The sequence below is a fragment of the Sphingobacterium sp. UBA1897 genome, assembly GCF_002337775.1.
GTDB lineage: Bacteria > Bacteroidota > Bacteroidia > Sphingobacteriales > Sphingobacteriaceae > Sphingobacterium > Sphingobacterium siyangense.
Genome location: NZ_DDGR01000024.1, coordinates 17,012 through 38,523, shown reverse-complemented (window position 1 = coordinate 38,523; position 21,512 = coordinate 17,012). Strand labels below are relative to the sequence as shown.

The window sequence follows — 21,512 nt, the reverse complement described above, 5'->3', positions numbered from 1 at the left end:
GGTTCATTTACTTCATTTGGTCCCACCCTTTGCTCTGTGGAAGTTAATAGACGGTTTTAAATGGTTTCATTTTTTTTAATCTCCTGTTTATCAGTATTTAATAGTTTTGTGCGCTGTTTCGTTATGAAATTGGTGATTTTCCTGCATCCCTTCTGAAAATATAAGGCAATATGGAAAAGATTGTATTACAGGTAAAAGAATCTTGCTCTGCAGATTGGGGTAAGATGACGCCACAAGAACAAGGCCGTTTCTGTGGTCAATGTGAGAAGATGGTTGTTGATTTTTCACAGATGAATGATCAGGAAATTGTGGATCAAATAAAAAAAGCCAGTAGGGGGTTATGTGGTCGATTTTATGAAGATCAGTTGATGCGCGAATTGGATGCCACTATTTCTTTTTCTAAAAACCCCATTTGGCAAGGTAGATGGACAGGCATTGCTGCGGGCCTCCTATTGGTTGGATCCTTGAGTTTTCATGCTGCTCAAGCACAAAACAAACTGACTGGAGAAGTTGTCGTTGTCCAAACAAAAACGAAAAATGATCAGATAAAGAAGCAAGATTGGGGCAACTCATCAACAAATGATAATTCAGCGTTAAAGGGAAGCCGTGATAGTACTAAAGTAAGTATAAAAGGTAAAGTTGTTTGTGCTGGAAGCGATGTAAGCATGGTGGGCACAGAGGTATCCTTAGGAAATTATCGTACGAAAGTGGATGAAAATGGAAATTTTCAGCTTTGGGTACCGCAATCTTTGTTTCGGGTAAACCAAGAGCTCCGTGCACAGATGCTTGGCTATAAAACTGTTGTGATTCCATTCAAAAAAGGGAGTAAAATGCAACTGGATAAACCAATAGAAATGGAAGTTAAGCCAATGATTATGGGAAAGATCGCTGTAGTGGGAACACATGGCAATATAGGGCGAAAGAATAAATAGTTTGATGGTCTTATTTTGGTCTGTTTTTTTATCGAGCAACTGCCAAAAATCTCGCTTGAATGTCATAAAAGTCAAAAAAATATTCTTTTCCACTTGACTTTTTCTACGGTGAACCTTACATTTGGATTATCGAATGACTTCGTAGCTCAGTTGGTAGAGCAACAGACTCTTAATCTGTGGGTCCTGAGTTCGAGCCTCAGCGGGGTCACTTTCAAAAAAGCCGTTTTACGTAAGTAGGATGGCTTTTTTGTGCCTAATACAAGTTGGATTATTACCGTTGTGGAAATATTAACTTTAAATCGTTTTTCCGGAGTCTGATGCTATAATTTTCGGATAACTAATCCATTATTTTATCAGAGATCAGGTATTATTTCTGCTAGGAAAACATAAAACTCTTTAATCTGTTATTAATTCAGCGAATTTATTATGTAAATTTGTATTTCAGACGATAAGCTTATGGAAGACAAGAAGATTTCGATATTGTACGTTGACGACGAAGAAAACAATCTGTTTTCTTTTAAAGCGACATTTCGACTAAAGTATAAAGTGTTTACGGCAATTAGTGGTGCCGATGCAATCGATATTGTCAAAAACAACCAAATACATATTATCATTACTGATCAACGGATGCCGGAAATGACCGGTGTAGAGTTTTTGGAAGAGATTATTAAGATCAATGCAGCCCCAATGCGTATCCTTTTGACAGGGTATACAGATATGGCAGCCGTCGTTGATGCTGTCAATAAAGGAAAAATCTTTCATTACCTCAATAAGCCGTGGAGTGAAGAGGAGCTCGATCAAACGATTCAACGCGCTTATGATGTCTATGCTGAGCGTCAAAAGATTGTGGAGACTAATTCTCAGCTTGAGACTTCAAATGATCAGTTGGAGTTTCTGCTGCGACAAAAGCTACTTTCCTAAAAGATTGTAATTTTAGGAAAGTCAACTTTTATTTAAAATGTCTGTTTGTAATACTCTTCGCTGCAATCGCATAGGATTGCAGAAAGTGAGAGGCCTTATTTGCTCGGTATAATGACTGTAAAGGTTGTGCCCTGATTTGGTTGTGATTGCACTTCAATTTTCCCCTGTAGTTTTAAGAGTGCGTTCTGAACATTATAGAGCCCAAATCCCATGCCCTTAGCTTGATCACTTGCTCTAAAGAATAATTTAAAGATATCTTCAACATACTCTGGAGATATGCCTATTCCGTTGTCACTCACAATAATTTTGGCTTTACGTTCTGATACGAATACGGAGAGTTTGACGTACTGGTTTTCCTGCCCTTTACGTTGGTATTTAAACGCATTAGAAAGAAGATTATGCAAAATTAATTCTAGAAGAGCTTTGTCTCCGCTAAAGATCTCTTTTTGATCCACTGAAATTTCAAAAGCAACATCTTTATTTTGCGTGTACATACTGTAAAACTGACGGATATTATCAAAGAGATCTTCGAAATTTATGGCTGACAACATAAGTTCGCCTCTTCGTAAGAGATAATAGTCTCGCAGACTGTCAATATAAGCATCTAAGCTGACCAATGAACTATCCATTAGTGATAACAACTCATGAATACGATCTATGCTGTCAAATTCTAACCCAAGTTTCACCGCAGAAAGAACCCCTGTCAATGGATCACGAAGATCATGACTAACACTATATGCGAATTTATCTAATTCATCATAAGCTTTTTGCAGCTCTTGATTCTTAACTTCTAGCATAGAGTTTGCAACATAAAATTTATTTGCTTCTTCTATAGCGGAAACGATTTCTTCATTCATCCAGGGTTTTCGGACAAATCTAAAAATATGGCCCTTATTAACTGCATCAATTACAGTTTCCATATTGGCATAAGCCGTTAAAAGAATACGGATTGGTTTTGGAAAATCTTTTTTAATGCGGTGCAAAAAATCGATGCCCATCTCATCCGGCATACGTTGGTCACAGAAGATAATACGGATATCAGGATGAGCATGAAGGATCGTTTCGGCCTCACTCGTATTGGATGCTGTATGGATAGCGTAATCGTATCTAAAGTTCGCTTTAAAGCTAACCAAATTGTTTACTTCGTCATCGATATATAATATTTCAAGCTCCCTCTGCATAATTTTATTATATGGTTTTATTCCCTTACAAAAGATATGAAAAAATAATAGTTAATTGAACTATTTTCAGTTTATAGCGGTATTAATTGTTTTGTTGAATTGGAATGAGGAGTGTAAAACTTGTGCCCTTTCCCACTTCTGAATCTACAATAATCTTACCATGATGTTTCGCAATGGTATTATAGGCAATGGACATTCCCAAACCAGTACCTTCGCCAACGTCTTTCGTTGTAAAAAATGGTTCAAATATCCGTTCATGGATTTCTTTTGGAATACCGATACCATTGTCTGCGATTTTGATAAACACAGCTGTATTATCCTCCTGAACTCCGGTTTCAATGCATATTTTACCGCCAACATCGTGATTAAACTTTTTATTTACGGCGTAAATAGCATTTGTCACGATATTCAAAAAGACTTGATTAAGTTTTCCGGCATGACATTCGACCTTTGGCATATCGCCATAGATCTTATCAACTTCAATCGTGTTATTTAATAAGCTATTGAGGATAACCATTGTTGACTCGAGCCCCTCATTTAAATCTGCAAATTTTAATGTATCCTCGTCTACGCGCGAGAAGATCCGCAAACTCTTTACTATTTCGGCAGTCCGATGGGCCCCATCATGCATCCCCTTTAATAGAAAATCTACTTCTGTTTTCAGATAATCGATATCCTGGTCATCTTTGAATTTTTTGATCTGAGATTGCTTTTCAGTATCGGATAGCCCCTCTTTAAAAGCGATACGCTCTACTTCCTCCAGCGTTTCCCAGATCATCTTAATATCACGTTTTAGCGGAGCGACATTAGACGTAACAAAGTTGATTGGGTTGTTGATCTCATGTGCAACCCCAGCAGTCAATTGACCAAGGGAGGCCATCTTCTCAGCCTCGACAAGTTGAGATTGCGTTTCCTTTAAGTGAGTAAGAGTGGTTTGTAGAGACTCATTAGATTCTGTTAATTCACGTGTCCGCTCATCTACTTTTTGTTCCAATACAATATTTTGTTCACGTATTAACTTCTCGTTTTCTAATGAGATTGCTAATTCTCTGACTTGTGATGCTTCTTTTTCTTCTTTTAAAATATTGATACTATAGGCTAGACCGAAGGACAATAAGGCCATCTCTACAACAGATGCAATTTGTACAGCATTGCTCGTAAAATCGTTATATTTTAAGATGCCATAGTCTTTCAGTAAAAACACGACAGAACCTAATAATAAAATTGTCCAACCGTAAACAAAATATTTAGCCGGTTTATAACCATTTATCATCACACGATAGGATAAGTAAAGGACAAATAAAGACCCCGCTCCTGTTGTCAGCTGCATAACCATGAACGCTGGTTGCGTCAGGTTGAGCAGTGTAAGAAGGCTGCCAATGACAAAAAGGATGATAAAAACAGTAATCACACGTCTTGACCGAGGAGCATTTTTCGGCAATTGAAGAAATGAATCTGCAAAAAGCAGGGCGCATAAGCCTGATAAACAGCCAAAGATAATAGGACCCTTTGTTGCAAAATAAGTCCAATTTGGCCACAAATATTGAAAACTGTAACCTTTAATCCCCATTTGTGTTATTCCTGCACAAAGTACATAAAGGACATAATACAGATAGCCTCTTTCACGAACAGAAAAAAACAGGAATAAATTGTATATCGCCATAATGCCGACAATACCAATATAGATGCCACTTAACAAACTGTCATCATTCATCTCTTTTAAGAAACTACGCTCGTTACTTAAATAGATCGGGAGAATAATCTGTTCCGTACTTTTTATGCGAAGAAAAAAGATGGTCTTCTCATTCCCAGGTAATTGAATGTCGAATGCATAATTAGGGACCTTATATTTTCTCGCCGAAAAAGATTGATGTTCGCCCAGCTTGATCGAGTTATAATGCCCGTTTGATGACGGTACAAAAAGTTCGACCTCATCCAAGAGGGGATAGGCGATTTCGAGCAAGAGTTCAAGCTTTTCTTTGCCCTTGTTTGTTACGGGCAATCGAAACCAGATGTCAGCGGGTGATATGCCCAAATTGGGGACCTTGCTTTCTAACGATTGAAAGGAGGAAGCCGAAGTATCTGCAAAGTTAGGCTCTCCTTTCCCGGTATAACGCTCCAGACCATATCCGATCAATACACGCTGTGTCGGTTTATCGATAATAACCTCTCCAAAACAAGTTGAACTGCATGTAAAAATAAATAAGAAGACTAAGTTAAGCCAGCATTTCATCACTATATGCTATTTTTTTGCTTCGGCAATAACTAAATTCATAGAAACAAGGAAACAACCCGCTTCATCAGCTTGATCCAATGTATTTTGAAATTCCTCCATTTCAGCTGTACTTAACTTCTCTTTTTCGACCATCTCCAGAAGAATTTTATCTAAGAATAGATAGCGGTTGGCCTCTTCTTTCGAACGGGCTACCATACAGAATGTTTGCAATTGAACTTGTTTAAAGCCTTGAGTCAATAGATCTGAAGTTAATTTATTCCCAGCCCAGCCATTGTTGACTTTTTCTTCGGTCAAATAATGACATATCTTAGCCTCAATGTCAACATGCTTGCTGTAAAACGTCAGGCTGTTCCAAATGGTCTCAACGATCACTAAGGGTTGACCTTCACGCAAAACACGGTGGACCTCAGCAAACATTTTTGGCGCTTCCAGCAGATGTTGTACAACGCGCTCCATTCTAATGCCAGAAATGGAATTATCTGTAAAGCTAAGTTGATAAACTTCACCCTGAACAAAGTCGACGTTCTTTACCTCTACACTGCTTGTTTTGGCATGCTCGATTAAAGCCTTATCATGATCCAATCCAACGATAAGTACATTATGGCCCAGCATATTAGCCAAATTGATGGCATCCATTCCAGTTCCACAGCCAAGATCGACGACAACCCCCTCTTTAATCGTATTAAAAGGAGTATATGAATGTATTTTTAATTGTTTAAGAAAATCACCGGTATCCATTAAATAGCCGGCACCATAATGTTTAGTGTCCATTATAAGATATTTAAATTACGATCATCTGATTTATGATCTAATGATGTATGTTTCAGATTTTTAATAATTTCATTTAAATCCCATTGATTGAGATTCGGAATATCGATTTGATAATGAATTTCAATCTCCTTATTCCGTAAAGTTTCTATGCGGACAATATTGGAATTATTACGAAGCGACAAAATTGCATCTTTGTTTTCCTGATCGGCTTCGGTCAAGGTGTCTAGATTGCGCATAATCATTACGGTAGCCAGTAGATCCAGCTTCGGATAATAGAATGTGCCATTATTTCCAACACTTGTATCAATGCGGTAGCCAACACTTTCTGCTAATTTCACCGTGTAAGGAGCACATAAAGCAAAGAGTGATTTAATGCCAACCTGTGTACTGATGGCGGCACCAGCTCTCGTCAAAAATATGCTGCCAATGCCATATCCAGCAATCTCCCTAGAGTTCCAAAGGCCACAACCTTCACCTGTCCCCTGTTGCGCATAATCATAAACAAGGTCTAAGATTTTAGCGTCCATCGCTCCCGTGGCTTGTTCAATGGGAAGTGGTTCGCTCCCTCCAGATACGTGTATACGTACTCCACCATAGACTTTATCGCCATCTAGGGATTCTACGATCAATACGAATGATGCGGGATTGTACATCCAGTCATTTTTGGAAGAAGTTACTTTCTTTACGCCTATAGCAGTTAACACGTGCGCGTGTCCTTCTATGAAACGTTCACAGGTTTGGGGATCGTCGATAGCCCGAAATGCTCTGAGTCTTACTACTGGACGCCCGTCGTTGAATAATAATGCCACCGAATGCTTTGATTTATCGTTTAAACGCAAAACTAATCAATTAAATGCAAAGGTGTTTACTCTTCAAATAAATTATACCGTAATGCAACCGCCTGCACCTAGTGATGGTAAAAATTGTTTGATTCCTTTTTCACCTTTAAGGGCCCAAATAGCCCCTTTTAACTGATGTCATCGAAAATACATTTTATCATCTTAATATGCTGTATTTTCGATATACAATAAATTTGACCTTGGAAATATTAACGTTTCTGGAGGCTATTTTTATGAATCTGACCGTCTTTCATGATTAACAGAAAGTTTTTTTCAGGATCTGCCAATAGTTTTAAATTCTTAAGAGGATCTCCGTCTACAAGGATTAGATCTGCCAACGCTCCTTCTTCTACTGTTCCCAGCTTGCCAGGATAAGGACTTCTTAATCCCGAAAGCTGCAGAAGCTCGCCATTGTCTTGGGTAATCATTTTAATGATTTCGGCATTTGTAAACCACTTTTGAAGGCGCAAAATAAAAGTATTCTGCAATTTATTCAGGTCCGGCTCAAAAAGGAAATCTGTACCCCAAGCTAGTTTTACCCCATATTTCTTAGCCATAGGCCATACTTTTTCTTGACCTTCAATGACAGGCTTACGCTTGATTCTTCGTTGTGGATCCATATCGGGTGTATCTTCCACAAGATTCTGTAAACTAAGCCAGATATTTTTTTCTGCAATTAGCTGTAAAGTTTCTTCATCGAGCAATTGTCCATGCTCTATACATTTTACGCCAGCTTCGATCGCTCTTCGAATTGCTCTTGGCGTATATGCATGTACGGTGACATAGGTTCCCCAGTCTTCGGCTGCATCTACTGCTGCTTTCATTTCGTCTAGCGTATATTGGGTGACATCCACAGGATCATATGCTGAAGAAGTTCCTCCGCCTGCCATGAGTTTAATTTGACTTGCCCCGAATCTTAGATTCTCTCTTACTGCCGTCAGGACCTCATCACGACCATCGGCGATGAAGGTTGCTCCATATCGCTCCGCACGAGAGACAACGCCGAAAAAACGACGCGATTTTTCCTCCGGTGTCCGAAAATCTCCATGCCCTGCAGTTTGGCTTACAACGGCACCAGAAGGCCAGATTCTAGGCCCTAAAAGCTTGCCCTTGTCGATCGCTGCTTTTAATGGAAATATGGGGCCGCCGACATCACGTACACTTGTAAAACCCCGCATTAACATCTGTTGAGCCGATAGCCCCACCGTCTTGATCAAGAAGTCCTCGGATAGGTCATTTGTCATCATTTGAGGCATTGTCAAAGCTCCAAATACCAAATGGACATGCACATCAATCAATCCAGGTATCAGTGTTTTGCCTTTAGCGTCAATTCTGACGATATTCTTTCCTTGTGCGTCAATAGGGGATGTACTGATGGTCTGAATTGTATTTCCGTTTATTAAAACATGTTTTGGTGGAGTTAAGGTTTTAGTTGTATAGTCGAGCAGTTTGACATTTTCTATTAAAACTTGCTTTTCCTGTGCTTGGATAACATGTACAAAAGCCGAACAAAGAAATAAAGTAAGTAGTTGACCTAAACGCATAGCTTGGAGAATTACGTTAAAATATAATATGACAAATCAATTTTAATTCAAGCTAACTAATGTGCTTGAAAAAATATCTTCTAAGTTAAATTATAAATTCAATATATTTCAATTTTTTCACTATAAATTTTTGCTCTGCCAGCCTTTTTTGAAGAAGTCTTTGTGTAATGTACGCTGTTAATCGCAAGAAAAATGCTAAATTTATCCAATCATGATATATAAAAAATCTATTATAAATTATTTAAATATCGTAATTCCCAAGATTGTCTCCATAAGAGAGCTACTCACCTATGCCCTCTTACTCGGCTTATCAGCTTATGTATTTCTACTGGTTTTTCAGCCATTTGGAACGTATAATTTTGAGAATGCCTATAAATTTAGCTTGTTATCCGGATACGGGGCTATTTTATCCATTGCATATGCCTTAATTTCTATTGTCTTGCGTAAAAAAAGGGGGACAGTTGCGATAGAACTATTTCGTATTTTTCTTGTGTTCCTATTATCAAGTTTTTTAAATTTCGTCTATCACGGTTGGTTCATCAATCAGGCCCCGTTGCAGTGGAACAACCTGCCCTATATTGGATGTTACACGCTTTCACTTTATAGCCCTATTGCAGCGATTTATTTTTTGCTTCGAGTTGATAAGCGTCATTCGAATCATGAAAAGAATAAATCGTCGATAGAAAGTCTTTCAATAAAGCCAGCTATGATATTGAGTCAAGCGAATGACTGCCATTTGGCTTTGGTCGATATTCCCAATGGTAATCAACCGTTAAAGTTGCTGCCAAGCGATTTTATTTTTGCAAAATCGATGGATAATTATTGCATGATCTACTTTAGGAAGGATGGCATGGTAAAGAAGCAGATGGTACGAATTACGTTGAGCCGCTTATCTGAACTGTTGAATACAATGTCTATTCACCGATGTCATCGGTCCTTTCTTGTCAATTTTGAAAAAATCCTTGTAAAGGAAGGGAATGCCCAAGGTTTTTTGTTACGTTTTGCAGATACTGAAGATTGTGCTGTTATTTCGAGGTCTGCTATAGAATCAGTTAGACCCTATTTGTCGGACTGACCACCCACGTTTTGGTCAATCGTCCCTAAATCTTGCCATACGCCACATAACTTTGTATACTCGTCTTGGGTAGCATAATTTTGTTCAAAAAAAAGATGAACACAAAAAGTTTAAACCTGCTGGTATTATTTCTCTTCTTCGGAATATATTTTATCCTCGATTATTTGTTTTTTGCGCCCCTTCAATCCATGATAATCAACTATGTCCAAAGTAGATTTTTGGGGCATGTACTGACGTATTCAATTAGCCTTGTACCGTTGCTTTTTGGGGCAATGCTGCTTAAACCGAAAGGGCAGAATGAATTCTTGGAAAAATTTGGGTTGAAAGGCAATTTTTTACAGGGGCTTTCTTTTGGAATAATAGCTACCTTACCGATGTTCTTGGGGTATGCCTTTGTTTTTACCTTAAATCGGAAAATAGATCCAAACGGGCTATTAATAAATAGTGTGTCATCAGGATTCTTTGAAGAAATGATCTTTCGTGCCTATTTTTTTGGTTTAGTTTTTCGCTATACCCGACTAGGTTTTATTCCATCCATTTTAGCTACATCACTCCTGTTTGCTTTACTACATCTTTATCAGAGTCAGGATTTGGGTGAATTGGTCCTGATTTTCGGTATGACTTTCTTCGGCTCTATCCTATTTTCGTGGTTGTATGCTGAGTGGAAGTTTAACCTTTGGATACCGATAGCACTTCATGTTTTGATGAATTCGGCTTGGATGATTTTTGATGTTTCGGACAATGCTGCCGGAAATGGATGGAGCAATTTTTTCCGCTTTTTGACCATCATTGTAGCAATCATAATGACCATTGTCCATTCAAGGAAGTCAAATGGCGGTCTACAAATTGAAAGGAAAAATTTGTGGCTAAAAGATTAGAAATCCGGAGTTTTTTTAATGAACCTTCATAGCTGTAGATATGTTCTTCAAATGATCTGGCCCACATTTGGAATGAGCGTTGATTTAGGTTGCCAAAACTATGAAGCTTTTGATAATAGTATTGGATCTCGAAGAACCCCTGAAAACCAGTATTTTTTTTTGGCATGGGAATCGCTACCTTGACCTTTATGAATAGACAGCTATTTTCACCCCTATCTTTATTCCTAGGAGCGACGTTATCCATTGGAATCTTGAGCTGTGGACACAATACAAAAGTCAACGGTGCGGATTTAAAGGATTCTGCTGAACTTAAAACAGTCGCTGTGAAGGATACGATGGCTGCTGCTAAATTTCCTCCTTTGCCAATTGACTTTGACAAGACGAAGGTTTTAAAAAATACCTATGTTGTTGATCGGGCTGGAGCCGAACTTAGACAAGGCGCGGATAAGGCTGCCCCGCTATTAGGAAAATATCCCTATGGTACCAAGCTCGATGTGATCGGTGAAGAAGGAGAATGGATTGCCGTAATGGATCGTATCCAGCGCGATTATAGCGGGAACAATGGCGAAAAAGGTGATGTAACGCGATGGGAAAAGGTCTATGTAGCGAAGTCCAAGCTGGGGAAACAAGATAAAATTACAATCTCTCCCAAAGATTTAAATTCAATCGTTTCATTGACGATAAATGGTAAAGAAATGTATTACGAAAATGGACATTCTTTAGATAAGTATCTCCAGCTAGAGTTGATTGATGAGCAAACGTTCTTAGCCGCTCGGAATACGGCTAAAAACTACTTGATCAAGGATACTCTGTCTTATCCCAAAAATGGAAAGATTTTGGAATTGCCGTTGACAAATGGGAAAAAGCTAACATTTAAGGATAAGGATATCGATAATGAATTAGAAGCCAGCTATTCTTATAAAGGGCATTACGATTTTTTAAATGCTTTTGCTGTTGATGGGAATTATTGGGAAAGTGCTGATGTGCGGCTTTTTGATAAACAAGATGGTCATCTTATTGTGGAATGTGGGGATTATCCATTCTTCTCTGCCGATAAAAATTACCTGATGACCTTGCATGCCGACCCCTATGAATCGACGGGCGACCTGCAGCTCTTCCACGTGAAACAAGGAAAGGTGACACCGATGCTTTTTATTAGTTTTAAAGAGTGGATGCCAACCTGGAAAGAAGAGTTAATGTTCTGGGGAAAGGACGGTTGTATCTATACTGCTGCCAACCATGTAGACGGTTACTGGGGTGAAGAAGGATCGCTGAACGAAAGATCACAATTTATCAGAATCAAGATATTACCCCATTAAACAGGCACAAACCATACTTTTATTGGTTTACTGCAGGCGTATATATTTATTGTTTTTCTGTTTTAAGTAAAACTATTCTGGCATGCACCTGTTGTATTCCATAAAATAGATTATAGTTTGTAATTTAGCTGGATGAAACTAAGAATATTATCGTTATTTACTATCCTTCTTCTCTTTTCCACGTTGTCTATGGCACAAGATAAGCCATGGAAACAGCATAATAAATGGATTTGGGGTCCTTCAGTAGGGTATCAGTATCAAAGTGGTAATTTCCTTAAAGTTTCGGGTTGGGGATTATTTGCACCTAATGATTTTCAGTATATGAAAATTGATGCAGGAGCCAATTTCAGCTGGATGGAAGGTAAAACGACTGTTATTCCAGAGCTGGGGTTTACCTATTATCTAAATGATTTTGTTGTTTTTCCTTTTGTAAAAGCAGAGTTAACACCTTATACCATAACGCCAAAAGTTGGTGCAAGTCTATTCTCTATTGTGGATCTGGGAATAGGTTATGGATTTGATTACAATACTAAGAAAAATTTTAAGCCGATTGACGGAATTACCGTTTCAGTAGGGGTAAATATTCCGCTCAATTTTCATATTTATTAATTGAAAAATGCGCAGTAAGACGGTTTATAAACTCCTGGGGTCACTTGTTGTGTTGTTAGCTATAGTTAGCAACCTAAAAGCGCAAGACCACTTAATCGGTCCGACGTTAAGCTACCAGTTTCAAAAAGGGAGTATAATAAAAACTGGTGCTTATTTCGCATTTCCTTTTATAGGAGATCATATTCTCCGAGCAGATGCCACAGCCAACTTTACTTGGACACAAAAGAAGTTTGCCGTGATACCTGAGGCTGCAGTAACGTATTATCCTCAAACATATGTCTTAACTCCCTTTGTTCGTGCAGAGCTTACTCCGTATACCTTTACGCCCAAAGTTGGAGTGAGTTTGGCCACATTGGTGGATATTGACTTTGGTTATGGATTTTCCATCAATGAAAAAAAAGATTACAATCCGATAAAGGGGTTCGCGGTGTCTCTTCGATTTAGTATTCCGCTAAATTATCGAATCAATATGTAGCTTAGATTAATGGATCCCACATCTGCTTGGTTTACCTTCCAAAAGCTAAACTTGACAGGACCATTTTTTATGATAGTCTATTTCACTTGCAAAGTAATTGCGCTAAAGCACTTTTTAGAGAGGACTAGATTAATTGTCAAGCCAGTTTTTGAAGGCCGTGACTTTCTCCCTTGAAACAATGAGCTCATCCGATTCATAATGCTTAAGGTATATTTTTAACCGGGCATTAGAATGTACAGCAATATTTTTGATAGCATCAAATTGAACTATAGTGCTTCGGTTGATCCTAAAGAAATCCTTAGGGGATAGTTGTGGCATCAGCGCATCCAATGTTTGGTCCAAAAGATAGTTCCCCTTTTCATTGGTATAAAGGTAAGTGCCTTTGTTTTCGCTGTAAATACATTCGATTTGCTGGGTGGTCACTACTTTTAGGTTTTGGCCTATTTTGATGGTAAAGCGTTCCTTATATGTTTGGACAGTGTTTCTAAATAAAGCTTCAAAAGATGCCAGATCGAGCTGTGGCTTTGGGTGTCTTAATTGACGGAATTTTTCAATAGCATTTTTCAGCTCTTCATCTTCAATCGGCTTCAGGAGGTAATCGATGCTATTTTGTTTAAATGCCCGCAACATATATTCATCGTATGCGGTGGTAAAAATAATGGCCGAATTAGGCTTCACCTGCTCAAGGATGTCAAATGAAATCCCATCGGCGAGCTGAATATCCAAGAACAGTAGGTCAGGTTCGGTATTTGACATAAACCATTCGATAGATTCTTCCACAGTCTGCAGTACGGCAGCTACCGTGTAACCGAGGTTCTCCAGTTTTCTTTGGAGTAATCTAGCTGATGGGAGTTCGTCTTCTATAATTACTATTTTCATTGTTTTTTGCATGCTTATCGATCATCAGACCGTTGTATTGTTTAATTTATCGAGCATCGTTGTGCCTATGCTATTAGTTTTGCTACGATTACCTCTTGCATGTTTGTTTAAGAACAGGTTACTTTTAAGAGACTATTTCATTGATGATGGGCAGTCCGACAGAAAATAAAATATCAGTTTCCTGAAGATGTACAGATAAATTGGACAGTATAGCGTAACGTTCCTGAATGTTTTTCAGACCGATTCCCGAATGATCATGGAGCACTTTCTTCTTTTGAAGATTATTTTCAACATAGAGGTAATTATTTTTTCGATAAATCTTCAATAAAAGAGGCTTCCTGACCGAAATAATATTGTGTTTGATTGCATTTTCGATCAGTAATTGAAGGGAAAGGGGTAATATAAAACCAGTATGTTGTTCCGCATTGATCTGTAAATCGATCTGTATACCGGCTTCGAAGCGAAGACTCAAGAGGTTTAAATAGGCCCTTGAAAAAGTAAGCTCATCCTGTAAAGAAACGAGGCTTTTGTCTTTTTGCTCCAATACATAGCGATATATCTTAGAAAGGTCCGTGGTAAACATGCTGGCCTTTTTGGGGCTTTCTTCAATTAATCCATTCAATACATTCAGGCTGTTGAACAAAAAATGTGGATCGAGTTGATTTTTGAGCGACTCAAATTGTGCTGTTATTTGCTGTTTTTCCTGATGAGATTCTTTGATTTGATAATCTTTGAATCTTTTATAGAAATAGAATCCAAAAAAAATCATAGAAATGCACCAAGATATCATCGCAGTTTGAAAATAATATGCAACACGTTGTTGGTGAATAAATTGGTGGAAACGTTGTGGGAAATTTTGGGCAATACTGGGTTTAAACAGTCCGGAAAAAAAAGCATTGACAATAAAAACGACCAGTATGGTCAAGAAGAAACTGACACTGTAAAAAACAATCATCTTTTTTCCAAAATCTTTACTGCTTGGGTATTTGTTCCCGACCCATTTCGATAGATAACTATGACCTAGAAAGAGAAAAAATCCGTATAGTAAACCTCTGACCATATTAGGATGAAAGATGATGGATATCCAAGGGACATCATTGTGGTCAAGTTTGGCCACAACCACAAAATAGATGGTTACGACCAAGCTTGCGAGTAATGCTTGTATAATAGCTTTAAATGGTGCTTTTTTCACAAAGTGTTATTTGCATTCTTTTATCAACTGTTCTGCCCGATCTTTGCCCCATGAAGGTGCAAATGGTGTAGTAGTTTTCTCTTCACTGAATAAAGATAGTGCTTTCTTTACATCCTCACATTCTTTGCTGGTATCCTGGTTGAAATATTTTTTTGCGTTTATTTGGAATTCCGCTAATCCCAATACCGCACGTGGATTATTTGGCGCAAGGGTGATGGCTTTTTTATATAGACCTATAATCTTAGGTGAAAGCTCTTTGGCTTTTGTCATCGGATCTGTAATCATCAATGCCGTTTGGTTCATCGCTTTCAGCACAAGCCATTCTGAATTATTGTCCTGGGCGCTATTGTTTAGTATTTCTTCTGCAGACTGTATATATTTTGTCTGTGTCTCTTTATTTTTCTCCCTGAAGGATGCTGTTGTCAGTACCATGGCCTGATAATAGGCAGGAATCCAATTGTCCTTTTCTGCCTGTGAAATACGTTCTAAAAGAGCGGCCGCTTTCTGCGTCTCACCCGATTGCCATAGGCTCATGGCTTGTCCCATACTTTTTTCAAAATTGCTTTGTGCAAATGTGCTGCCGCTTATAAGGCAGATGATGGCGATAATAAATGATTTCATGATCTTTCGTTTTTAGTAGTAAATATTTTTCTAAGTTATTGTTGTTGTGTTTGATGTATCTGATATTGAGTGTTATTGAAGTTGGTAATCCTTTTCTGCAAACAGAAATAATTCTGGATGGACCGACGTATTTCGATGATGAGCTGATGTTTATTATAGATTGTCCAATTGATTGTCTTTTTCATTTTTACTGATTGTCCAAAAATAGCCTAGAAATACAAAGCGTTTGGCAGTAGGGACAATCGGTCTACGGTCGTAGATTCCTTGTGAATTTGGCCGGTCTGCATATTGATACCCATAGATTGGGCTAGCGCCAAGAACATTACTGACGGAGAAATGGATAATTTTTTGCTGGCTGTAAAGAAACGACCAACTCATAGACAGACTATTGTAGCCTTTTGTATGGCCATTCATGAATACTGTTTGGTTGGGATCATTGTAATTTCTGCCGGATACAAACGAATTTGTCAAACTGAGCTGTGAACGTAGGCTTGATAGCCAGTATTTTCCAACGATATAGAAACTGTGTTTGTAAACATAAGGGGGAGTGACTGTCGTCGGATAATTCGCTTCATTTCTCTTACTGTCGGTATAGGAATATGAAATCCAGTATTGGAGGTTTTTGATGGTGCTGCTGTTTTTATAAAATAAGTCAAAGCCTTTGACCTTACCGCTTCCGTTATTGTCATATTGGCTGTCATATTTTGGAGTTATACTGTTGTATTTTGCCAAATTGTTATATTCTTTGTGATAGGCTTCTAAGCGAAGTAAGTGCCCGCCACGCGAATAGAAATAATTTGCGATATAATGATTGGCCTCCATCCAGTCAAGTTGTGGAGCATATTTTAACAGCGGTGTTGGCGCCTGCTGATGGAAGTTCCCATAAGCAAGTGATAGCTGCGTATATTTATTTAATGCATAGCCCAGCGAAGCCCTCGGTTCTAACGTGCTCTTCGCCTGTAAATTGGAAGAAGTTTCTCGTAAGCCGATCTTCCCGATTAAGTTCGGGAGGATGCCGAAGGTAGTTTCCGTAAATACAGCGGTCATCTTGCTATGATAACCATAGCTATAGCCAAGGGTTTGTCGGTGATATTCTTCTTGATAATTCGTGTCGAAATATTCTATTCCTCCGATACTTTTAATCTTATTGTTCCAGATCTTACTTAGCGTTCCTTTTAAGTGAAGACTCTTTTCTTCATTAGGTAGGTAAACGTCATCGTAATGCAGCTTATCGGTCAGGTAGCCTAGGCCAATACCAGACTGGAATGTCCATCGGTTCCCCAAATTCTGACTGTAGCTGATGTTGGCGTAGGCATTGTTGGATTTCTTTTTCAATGGGACGGGCTGCTCATAATTGATGTCCGCTTGGTAAAGTCCCATATTTTCGAAATTGTAAGCCCCATAAATATTTAGAAAACCTTCTTTAAACTGATGGCGATAGATCATTTCTCCAGAAGCGTTTTCATAGGGTTTCGTCCATTTTATATCTGGTGTAATAATTTTGGAATAGGGTTTTAAGTTTGTATAACTGCTGTTGAAGGTGAGAGAGTTTTTGCCCCATTGTAAGGTATGTCCTAGCCCTAATCCAACGGAAGATAGCGAAAGCTCTGTTTTGGACTGCTCTATGGTATTTTCAGTGTTTAGCGCTAGAATGCTGGACAGCGCATTGCCAAATTCTGCAGAATAGCCGCCTGTAGAGAAATTCACGCCTTTAAAGAGCATAGGCGAAAACCTGCCCCTTACAGGAACTTCGTTTGGTGTTGCGGTGTAAGGTTGGGCTACTCTGATTCCATTGATGTAGGTCTGTGTTTCGGAAGCATCTCCACCGTGAACCATAAGACGTCCATTCTCGCCCCCAACCTGTGCTCCGGGCAATGTTGCCAGTGCGCTGATGATGTTTCCCATGCTGCCTGCCGTAGTGACAATATCCAATGGACTCATTACCGTGTTTTTTCCGGAGCTATTGGCTTGTAGGACCCCTGCCTGAATCGTAACTTCCTGTAAGCGATTCTCGCTTTCTTGCATTTGAATAATCAGCAATTCTTTTTGAGGTAGCTGGATAGGCCTGTTATATGTTGGGAGGCCCACAACAGACGCTTTAATGATTTTAGTGCCTTGTTCACTGGTCTCAAATACGAAATTTCCAAGGGAATCGGTGGTGCCACCATCATAGGTGCCTTCAATATAAACATTGGCTAAATATATAGGTTTGCCGTTTTTGCCCAGCACTTTCCCTTTCAAGATGGACTGCGCAGATACGATGGTAATACTTAAAAATAGTAAGGTTAATAACAGCTTCATTTTTCTTTAATTTTATTCAAATATCCGCGGCTGTAAGTGTTCCTGCGAAAAAGAGTGGATGGAATGTCAAAATATCATGACGAATTGCAGGATTCCAACTTTATGCTGTAAATTGATATCGAAAAACAAAATTTCCTCCATAAATAAGTTCCGCAATGGAAAGTGGAGAACGCGAAAAATTGCTTTTATATGCGACGTACTTATATCGGATATAAAAGTCATTTTACTTTCGTTTGATATTGAAAATAAGAGTTTAAAATTAAGTCAGAAAAATGCGAATAACCATTTTAGATGACTATCAAGACGCTGTCCGAAAGTTGGACTGTTTCAAAATTCTTGATGGTCACGATGTCCAAATATTGAAACAGTCCTATTCAGATCCGGCTTTACTGGCCGAAAAATTGAGCGATACGGAAGCGCTAGTGCTCATCAGAGAACGGACGCGGATTACAGAAGACCTGTTGTCTCAGCTTCCCAAGCTTAAGTTAATTAGCCAGACGGGCAAAATTTCAAACCATTTGGATTTGGCTGTTTGTAGCCGTTTCCATGTGGCTGTTGCTGAAAGTATGGGCTCTCCTGTTGCTCCGGCTGAATTGACCTGGCTTTTGATCATGAATGCCCTCCGTGGTTTACCTAAGGCTCTTTCAGATATGGACAAAGGCCTATGGCAAACGAATATAGGAGATTGTGTCGCCGGGAAAACAATAGGGATATGGAGCTATGGAAAAATAGGGAAGCGAATAGCGCAATATGCAAAGGCTTTTGGTGCACAAGTAATTGTTTGGGGAAGCGAAAATTCCCGAGAGGAAGCTGTAAGAGATGGTTTTTTAGCTGCTGCCAGTAAATCCGATTTTTTTCATTTTTCAGATGTTGTTACTTTACACCTTAGGTTAGTGCCTGAGACGCGAGGTGTCGTAAAGCTCGAAGATCTCCGGTCTATGAAGCCGACAGCGCTTTTTGTCAACACCTCTCGTGCTGAGTTGGTTGAAGAAGGGGCACTATTGACCGCGCTCGAGACAGGTGTTCCGGGGATGGCTGCGGTAGATGTCTATGAGTCCGAACCAATCTTTGATCCGAACTATCCGTTATTGCAGCTGCCAAATGTACTTTGTACGCCACATATTGGCTATGTGGAGAAAAATGGTTACGAACAATTATTTAGACTTGCTTTTGAGAATATTGTAGCCTTTTCTGGGGGCGATCCACAGCATATCGCTAACCCCGAAGTTTTGACCCACTAATTAAATGAATCGGCTATACATAGATGAATAATTTTACGCATTTAGAACAACCAACAGGTCGCGTTATTGTGGTCGGCGGTAAGGAATATCTTTTTTTTGGTGGAACTTCCTATCTAGGGCTGGCAACAGATAAAGCATATGCTTCTATTTTCATAGAAGGTATACAGCGGTATGGTATCAACAACGGCACTTCACGAAATAATAATGTGCAACAGGCCATATTTGATCAAGCCGAAGAATATGCAGCAAAGCGTTTTGGTTTTGAAGCAAGCCTGTTGCTCTCAAGTGGATATTTGGCAACGCAATTTCTTGTAAGAACCTTGGCGACCGAAGGAGAAGTATTGTACGCTCCCGCTTGTCACCCTTCTTTATGGCTAGATAAGAAGCCCGTCGCAACTGGGCATTTTGTTGCGTGGGCTAATGCAACGATCGAGTATATCAATCATTCAGCCCAAACATCATTTATCATCGTTAGCAACAGCTTGGACAATATGCGGCCAGAATTGTACGATTTCACTGTTTTCAATCGTATTGATCCGGACAAAAAGATTATACTGCTCTTGGACGATTCTCACGGAATAGGAGTTTTGCGCAAGAATAGCATTTCATTGGATAAAAGTAGTGTTCAACAAACTAATATTGAACTGATCGTCGTCGCATCCTTGGCAAAAGGCCTGGCAACGGATGCTGGATTGATTTTGGCCGATGGGGAACGGATCAGGTATCTCAAGCGATCAAACTTTTATACAGGGGCTTCTCCAAGTTCACCAGCGAGCTTATATGCATTTGTTCATGGAGAGCAGATCTATCTACAGCAATTCGAAAAGCTGCGGTATAATATTGATTCCTTCAAAGCACATATGGAGTCTGGGTTAAACACTGTTGCTGATTTTCCGGTCTTTTCTTCAATGGATACGGGCCTTTATGCGAGGCTGATGAATGCTGGAATACTGGTTTCAAGTTTTCCTTATCCCCTCGCTACAGACCCGCTATTAAATCGGATTGTGGTGAACGCGCACCATACCAAGGCAGATTTGGACCAGCTGAGTCATGCAATTGGCATATATTGATTTTTATATGACAAGTAATAAGTCAACATCTTGTAAATTAGATAATTGTTTTTATTTTTGAGGTCTATTTAATGGTTGGTTGGACGCAATGTCTCGTTAATTGATTGTAAATGTTTGGCTTTTGGAAGCTTATTTATCAAAAAAGTATTTAAATAATTTCCATTACTCATTTTAAAACAATACTTTTGCATCCCCAAACATTAGTTGGCTTAAGGGTTGAAAAATAAATAATTACAGTAAAATAGATATGACTAAAGCAGAAATTATTGCAGAAATCTCTACCAAAACTGGCTTAGAGAAGGTAGATGTTCAAGAAACCGTAGAGGCGTTCTTTAAAGTTGTCAAAAACGCAATGATCGGAGGAGAAAATGTATATGTAAGAGGTTTTGGTAGCTTCGTAGTCAAAAAAAGAGCTGAGAAGACTGCAAGAAACATTTCAAAAAATACAGCAATCATTATCCCTGAACACTTTGTTCCTAGTTTCAAGCCAGCTAAAATTTTCGTAGAGAAAGTAAAGAATGGCAATAAATAATCTTTAAAATAGATTAAAATGGCAAAAACCAAACAGATAATAGTAATAGGATCAGTAGTAGCCTTGGTTGCTGTGCTTTTAGCACAGCCTATTAAAGGTTTGGTGAACAAAGAAAAACAAACTGCTGCAGCATCTGAGTCGAAGCCTTCCAACGAAGTAAATTTGGAAAATATATCTTCGATGACAAAACAAGGTTTAGATGCTAGTTTAGTCAAAGAAATTTCCGATATTGAGGGCCAAGTTGCAAAAGCTTCTGGAGAGGATAAGATAAAGCTGTTGCAACAGTTGGCAAATAAGTGGGATGATGTCGCAAAACCAGCCCCTCAGGCTTTCATCTATGAGGAAATGGCAAAGGTTTCACCGAAGTTTGAATATTGGTTGAAAGCAGGTAATGCTTATCGTGCCGCTTATACAAATTTGCAGGATTCTACTTTAGCCCAAGCGTTGAATCAAAATGCTATTCATGCATATGAGGCTGCGTTAAAAGCGAATACAAGTAGTTTGGATGCAAAAACAGGATTGGGTGCCGCAATGGTATCAGGAACGAACAACCCTATGGCAGGTATTGCCTTATTGCGAGAAGTCGTTGCTGCCGATCCTAAAAACTTAGAAGCAAACAAAACTTTGGGATTGTTTTCATTACAATCCCGTCAGTTTGACAAAGCCATCGAGCGTTTTAAGACCGTTATCGATCAAAAACCCGATGCTGAGTCATACTTTTACTTAGCCACAGGCTATGAAAATATTGGGATGAAAAAGGAAGCCGTTACAGCTTTTCAAAAAAGTAAGGAACTGGCAGCCGATCCTTCCCTATCACAATTCATCGATCGAAAGATCGCGGAATTGAGCAAGTAATTAATTTATTATTTTATAATCATTAAAAAATTTAGCTATGC

20 protein-coding genes and 1 tRNA gene are annotated in these 21,512 nt (G+C 38.9%); 12 read left to right on the top strand and 9 right to left on the bottom strand.

Going from position 1 to position 21,512, the window contains the following annotated elements; all coding sequences use genetic code 11:
• Window positions 1-170 precede the first annotated feature (170 nt).
• The 3 genes from B4N43_RS15415 to B4N43_RS15405 all read left to right on the top strand — a co-directional run bounded on the left by B4N43_RS15415 (window position 171) and on the right by B4N43_RS15405 (window position 1,853).
• Window positions 171-932, top strand: a complete 762-nt coding sequence (locus tag B4N43_RS15415) for a carboxypeptidase-like regulatory domain-containing protein (protein WP_145328268.1) — start codon at window positions 171-173, stop codon at window positions 930-932.
• A gap of 135 nt (window positions 933-1,067) precedes the next feature.
• Window positions 1,068-1,140: transfer RNA gene (locus tag B4N43_RS15410), tRNA-Lys, on the top strand.
• A 248-nt stretch (window positions 1,141-1,388) separates the two neighbouring features.
• Window positions 1,389-1,853, top strand: coding sequence for a response regulator (locus B4N43_RS15405; RefSeq protein WP_046673283.1), 465 nt, complete (start codon window positions 1,389-1,391; stop codon window positions 1,851-1,853).
• A gap of 95 nt (window positions 1,854-1,948) precedes the next feature.
• Here the strand turns inward: B4N43_RS15405 and B4N43_RS15400 are convergent, their stop codons facing one another.
• From B4N43_RS15400 to B4N43_RS15380, 5 genes are all read right to left on the bottom strand, one after another.
• Window positions 1,949-3,034: a hybrid sensor histidine kinase/response regulator gene (locus B4N43_RS15400; RefSeq protein WP_145328269.1), complete on the bottom strand. Its 1,086-nt coding sequence runs from the start codon at window positions 3,032-3,034 to the stop codon at window positions 1,949-1,951.
• 82 nt (window positions 3,035-3,116) lie between these two features.
• On the bottom strand, window positions 3,117-5,267 hold the full coding sequence (locus B4N43_RS15395) for a sensor histidine kinase (protein ID WP_145328270.1): 2,151 nt from the start codon (window positions 5,265-5,267) through the stop codon (window positions 3,117-3,119).
• Window positions 5,268-5,276: 9 nt separating this feature from the next.
• Complete coding sequence (locus tag B4N43_RS15390; RefSeq protein ID WP_145328271.1) at window positions 5,277-6,041, bottom strand: methyltransferase domain-containing protein; 765 nt, start codon at window positions 6,039-6,041, stop codon at window positions 5,277-5,279.
• A complete protein-coding gene (locus B4N43_RS15385; protein ID WP_075994562.1) occupies window positions 6,041-6,850 on the bottom strand; it encodes a hypothetical protein in 810 nt (269 codons plus the stop codon). Before B4N43_RS15385 ends, B4N43_RS15390 begins: the two co-directional genes overlap by 1 nt.
• A gap of 239 nt (window positions 6,851-7,089) precedes the next feature.
• Entirely contained in the window at window positions 7,090-8,424 is a 1,335-nt protein-coding gene (locus B4N43_RS15380; RefSeq protein WP_286735522.1) for a metal-dependent hydrolase family protein, read from the bottom strand.
• A gap of 211 nt (window positions 8,425-8,635) precedes the next feature.
• On the opposite strand from B4N43_RS15380, the gene B4N43_RS15375 reads away from it, so the two are divergent.
• The 5 genes from B4N43_RS15375 (at window position 8,636) to B4N43_RS15355 (ending at window position 12,780) form a co-directional block, all read left to right on the top strand.
• Window positions 8,636-9,499: a LytTR family DNA-binding domain-containing protein gene (locus tag B4N43_RS15375; protein ID WP_088163368.1), complete on the top strand. Its 864-nt coding sequence runs from the start codon at window positions 8,636-8,638 to the stop codon at window positions 9,497-9,499.
• A 95-nt stretch (window positions 9,500-9,594) separates the two neighbouring features.
• The gene (locus tag B4N43_RS15370; protein WP_286735521.1) at window positions 9,595-10,377 is read left to right on the top strand and encodes a CPBP family intramembrane glutamic endopeptidase; all 783 of its coding nucleotides are present in this window, start codon (window positions 9,595-9,597) and stop codon (window positions 10,375-10,377) included.
• Between the two features lie 188 nt (window positions 10,378-10,565).
• Window positions 10,566-11,696: an SH3 domain-containing protein gene (locus tag B4N43_RS15365; protein ID WP_157698594.1), complete on the top strand. Its 1,131-nt coding sequence runs from the start codon at window positions 10,566-10,568 to the stop codon at window positions 11,694-11,696.
• A 132-nt stretch (window positions 11,697-11,828) separates the two neighbouring features.
• Entirely contained in the window at window positions 11,829-12,305 is a 477-nt protein-coding gene (locus B4N43_RS15360) for a hypothetical protein (protein ID WP_088163365.1), read from the top strand.
• Between the two features lie 7 nt (window positions 12,306-12,312).
• Window positions 12,313-12,780 (top strand): hypothetical protein, encoded by a 468-nt coding sequence (locus tag B4N43_RS15355; protein WP_088163364.1) that lies wholly within the window; start codon window positions 12,313-12,315, stop codon window positions 12,778-12,780.
• A gap of 129 nt (window positions 12,781-12,909) precedes the next feature.
• On the opposite strand, the gene B4N43_RS15350 is transcribed toward B4N43_RS15355, so the two are convergent.
• The 4 genes from B4N43_RS15350 to B4N43_RS15335 all read right to left on the bottom strand — a co-directional run bounded on the left by B4N43_RS15350 (window position 12,910) and on the right by B4N43_RS15335 (window position 17,773).
• Complete coding sequence (locus tag B4N43_RS15350) at window positions 12,910-13,659, bottom strand: LytR/AlgR family response regulator transcription factor (protein WP_201666967.1); 750 nt, start codon at window positions 13,657-13,659, stop codon at window positions 12,910-12,912.
• Window positions 13,660-13,783: 124 nt separating this feature from the next.
• Window positions 13,784-14,851: a sensor histidine kinase gene (locus B4N43_RS15345; protein ID WP_088163362.1), complete on the bottom strand. Its 1,068-nt coding sequence runs from the start codon at window positions 14,849-14,851 to the stop codon at window positions 13,784-13,786.
• A gap of 6 nt (window positions 14,852-14,857) precedes the next feature.
• Window positions 14,858-15,472: a tetratricopeptide repeat protein gene (locus B4N43_RS15340; RefSeq protein WP_088163361.1), complete on the bottom strand. Its 615-nt coding sequence runs from the start codon at window positions 15,470-15,472 to the stop codon at window positions 14,858-14,860.
• 153 nt (window positions 15,473-15,625) lie between these two features.
• Window positions 15,626-17,773: a TonB-dependent receptor gene (locus B4N43_RS15335; protein ID WP_286735520.1), complete on the bottom strand. Its 2,148-nt coding sequence runs from the start codon at window positions 17,771-17,773 to the stop codon at window positions 15,626-15,628.
• 272 nt (window positions 17,774-18,045) lie between these two features.
• On the opposite strand from B4N43_RS15335, the gene B4N43_RS15330 reads away from it, so the two are divergent.
• The 4 genes from B4N43_RS15330 to B4N43_RS15315 all read left to right on the top strand — a co-directional run bounded on the left by B4N43_RS15330 (window position 18,046) and on the right by B4N43_RS15315 (window position 21,471).
• The gene (locus tag B4N43_RS15330) at window positions 18,046-19,014 is read left to right on the top strand and encodes a D-2-hydroxyacid dehydrogenase family protein (protein ID WP_088163360.1); all 969 of its coding nucleotides are present in this window, start codon (window positions 18,046-18,048) and stop codon (window positions 19,012-19,014) included.
• Between the two features lie 23 nt (window positions 19,015-19,037).
• Window positions 19,038-20,084: an 8-amino-7-oxononanoate synthase gene (locus B4N43_RS15325; protein ID WP_088163359.1), complete on the top strand. Its 1,047-nt coding sequence runs from the start codon at window positions 19,038-19,040 to the stop codon at window positions 20,082-20,084.
• Between the two features lie 247 nt (window positions 20,085-20,331).
• Window positions 20,332-20,616 carry an HU family DNA-binding protein gene (locus tag B4N43_RS15320; protein WP_046673299.1) on the top strand — a complete coding sequence of 95 codons (285 nt, stop codon included), beginning with the start codon at window positions 20,332-20,334 and terminating at the stop codon, window positions 20,614-20,616.
• Window positions 20,617-20,634: 18 nt separating this feature from the next.
• Window positions 20,635-21,471, top strand: coding sequence for a tetratricopeptide repeat protein (locus B4N43_RS15315; protein WP_070562796.1), 837 nt, complete (start codon window positions 20,635-20,637; stop codon window positions 21,469-21,471).
• Window positions 21,472-21,512: the final 41 nt, after the last annotated feature.

Bases quoted from the DNA above. Each gene is read 5' to 3' on its own strand.
- B4N43_RS15415 (WP_145328268.1), top strand. From the start codon at position 171: ATGGAAAAGATTGTATTACAGGTAAAAGAATCTTGCTCTGCAGATTGG.
- B4N43_RS15405 (WP_046673283.1), top strand. From the start codon at position 1,389: ATGGAAGACAAGAAGATTTCGATATTGTACGTTGACGACGAAGAAAAC.
- B4N43_RS15400 (WP_145328269.1), bottom strand. From the start codon at position 3,034: ATGCAGAGGGAGCTTGAAATATTATATATCGATGACGAAGTAAACAAT.
- B4N43_RS15395 (WP_145328270.1), bottom strand. From the start codon at position 5,267: ATGAAATGCTGGCTTAACTTAGTCTTCTTATTTATTTTTACATGCAGT.
- B4N43_RS15390 (WP_145328271.1), bottom strand. From the start codon at position 6,041: ATGGACACTAAACATTATGGTGCCGGCTATTTAATGGATACCGGTGAT.
- B4N43_RS15380 (WP_286735522.1), bottom strand. From the start codon at position 8,424: ATGCGTTTAGGTCAACTACTTACTTTATTTCTTTGTTCGGCTTTTGTA.
- B4N43_RS15375 (WP_088163368.1), top strand. From the start codon at position 8,636: ATGATATATAAAAAATCTATTATAAATTATTTAAATATCGTAATTCCC.
- B4N43_RS15370 (WP_286735521.1), top strand. From the start codon at position 9,595: ATGAACACAAAAAGTTTAAACCTGCTGGTATTATTTCTCTTCTTCGGA.
- B4N43_RS15365 (WP_157698594.1), top strand. From the start codon at position 10,566: ATGAATAGACAGCTATTTTCACCCCTATCTTTATTCCTAGGAGCGACG.
- B4N43_RS15360 (WP_088163365.1), top strand. From the start codon at position 11,829: ATGAAACTAAGAATATTATCGTTATTTACTATCCTTCTTCTCTTTTCC.
- B4N43_RS15355 (WP_088163364.1), top strand. From the start codon at position 12,313: ATGCGCAGTAAGACGGTTTATAAACTCCTGGGGTCACTTGTTGTGTTG.
- B4N43_RS15350 (WP_201666967.1), bottom strand. From the start codon at position 13,659: ATGAAAATAGTAATTATAGAAGACGAACTCCCATCAGCTAGATTACTC.
- B4N43_RS15340 (WP_088163361.1), bottom strand. From the start codon at position 15,472: ATGAAATCATTTATTATCGCCATCATCTGCCTTATAAGCGGCAGCACA.
- B4N43_RS15335 (WP_286735520.1), bottom strand. From the start codon at position 17,773: ATGAAGCTGTTATTAACCTTACTATTTTTAAGTATTACCATCGTATCT.
- B4N43_RS15330 (WP_088163360.1), top strand. From the start codon at position 18,046: ATGCGAATAACCATTTTAGATGACTATCAAGACGCTGTCCGAAAGTTG.
- B4N43_RS15325 (WP_088163359.1), top strand. From the start codon at position 19,038: ATGAATAATTTTACGCATTTAGAACAACCAACAGGTCGCGTTATTGTG.
- B4N43_RS15320 (WP_046673299.1), top strand. From the start codon at position 20,332: ATGACTAAAGCAGAAATTATTGCAGAAATCTCTACCAAAACTGGCTTA.
- B4N43_RS15315 (WP_070562796.1), top strand. From the start codon at position 20,635: ATGGCAAAAACCAAACAGATAATAGTAATAGGATCAGTAGTAGCCTTG.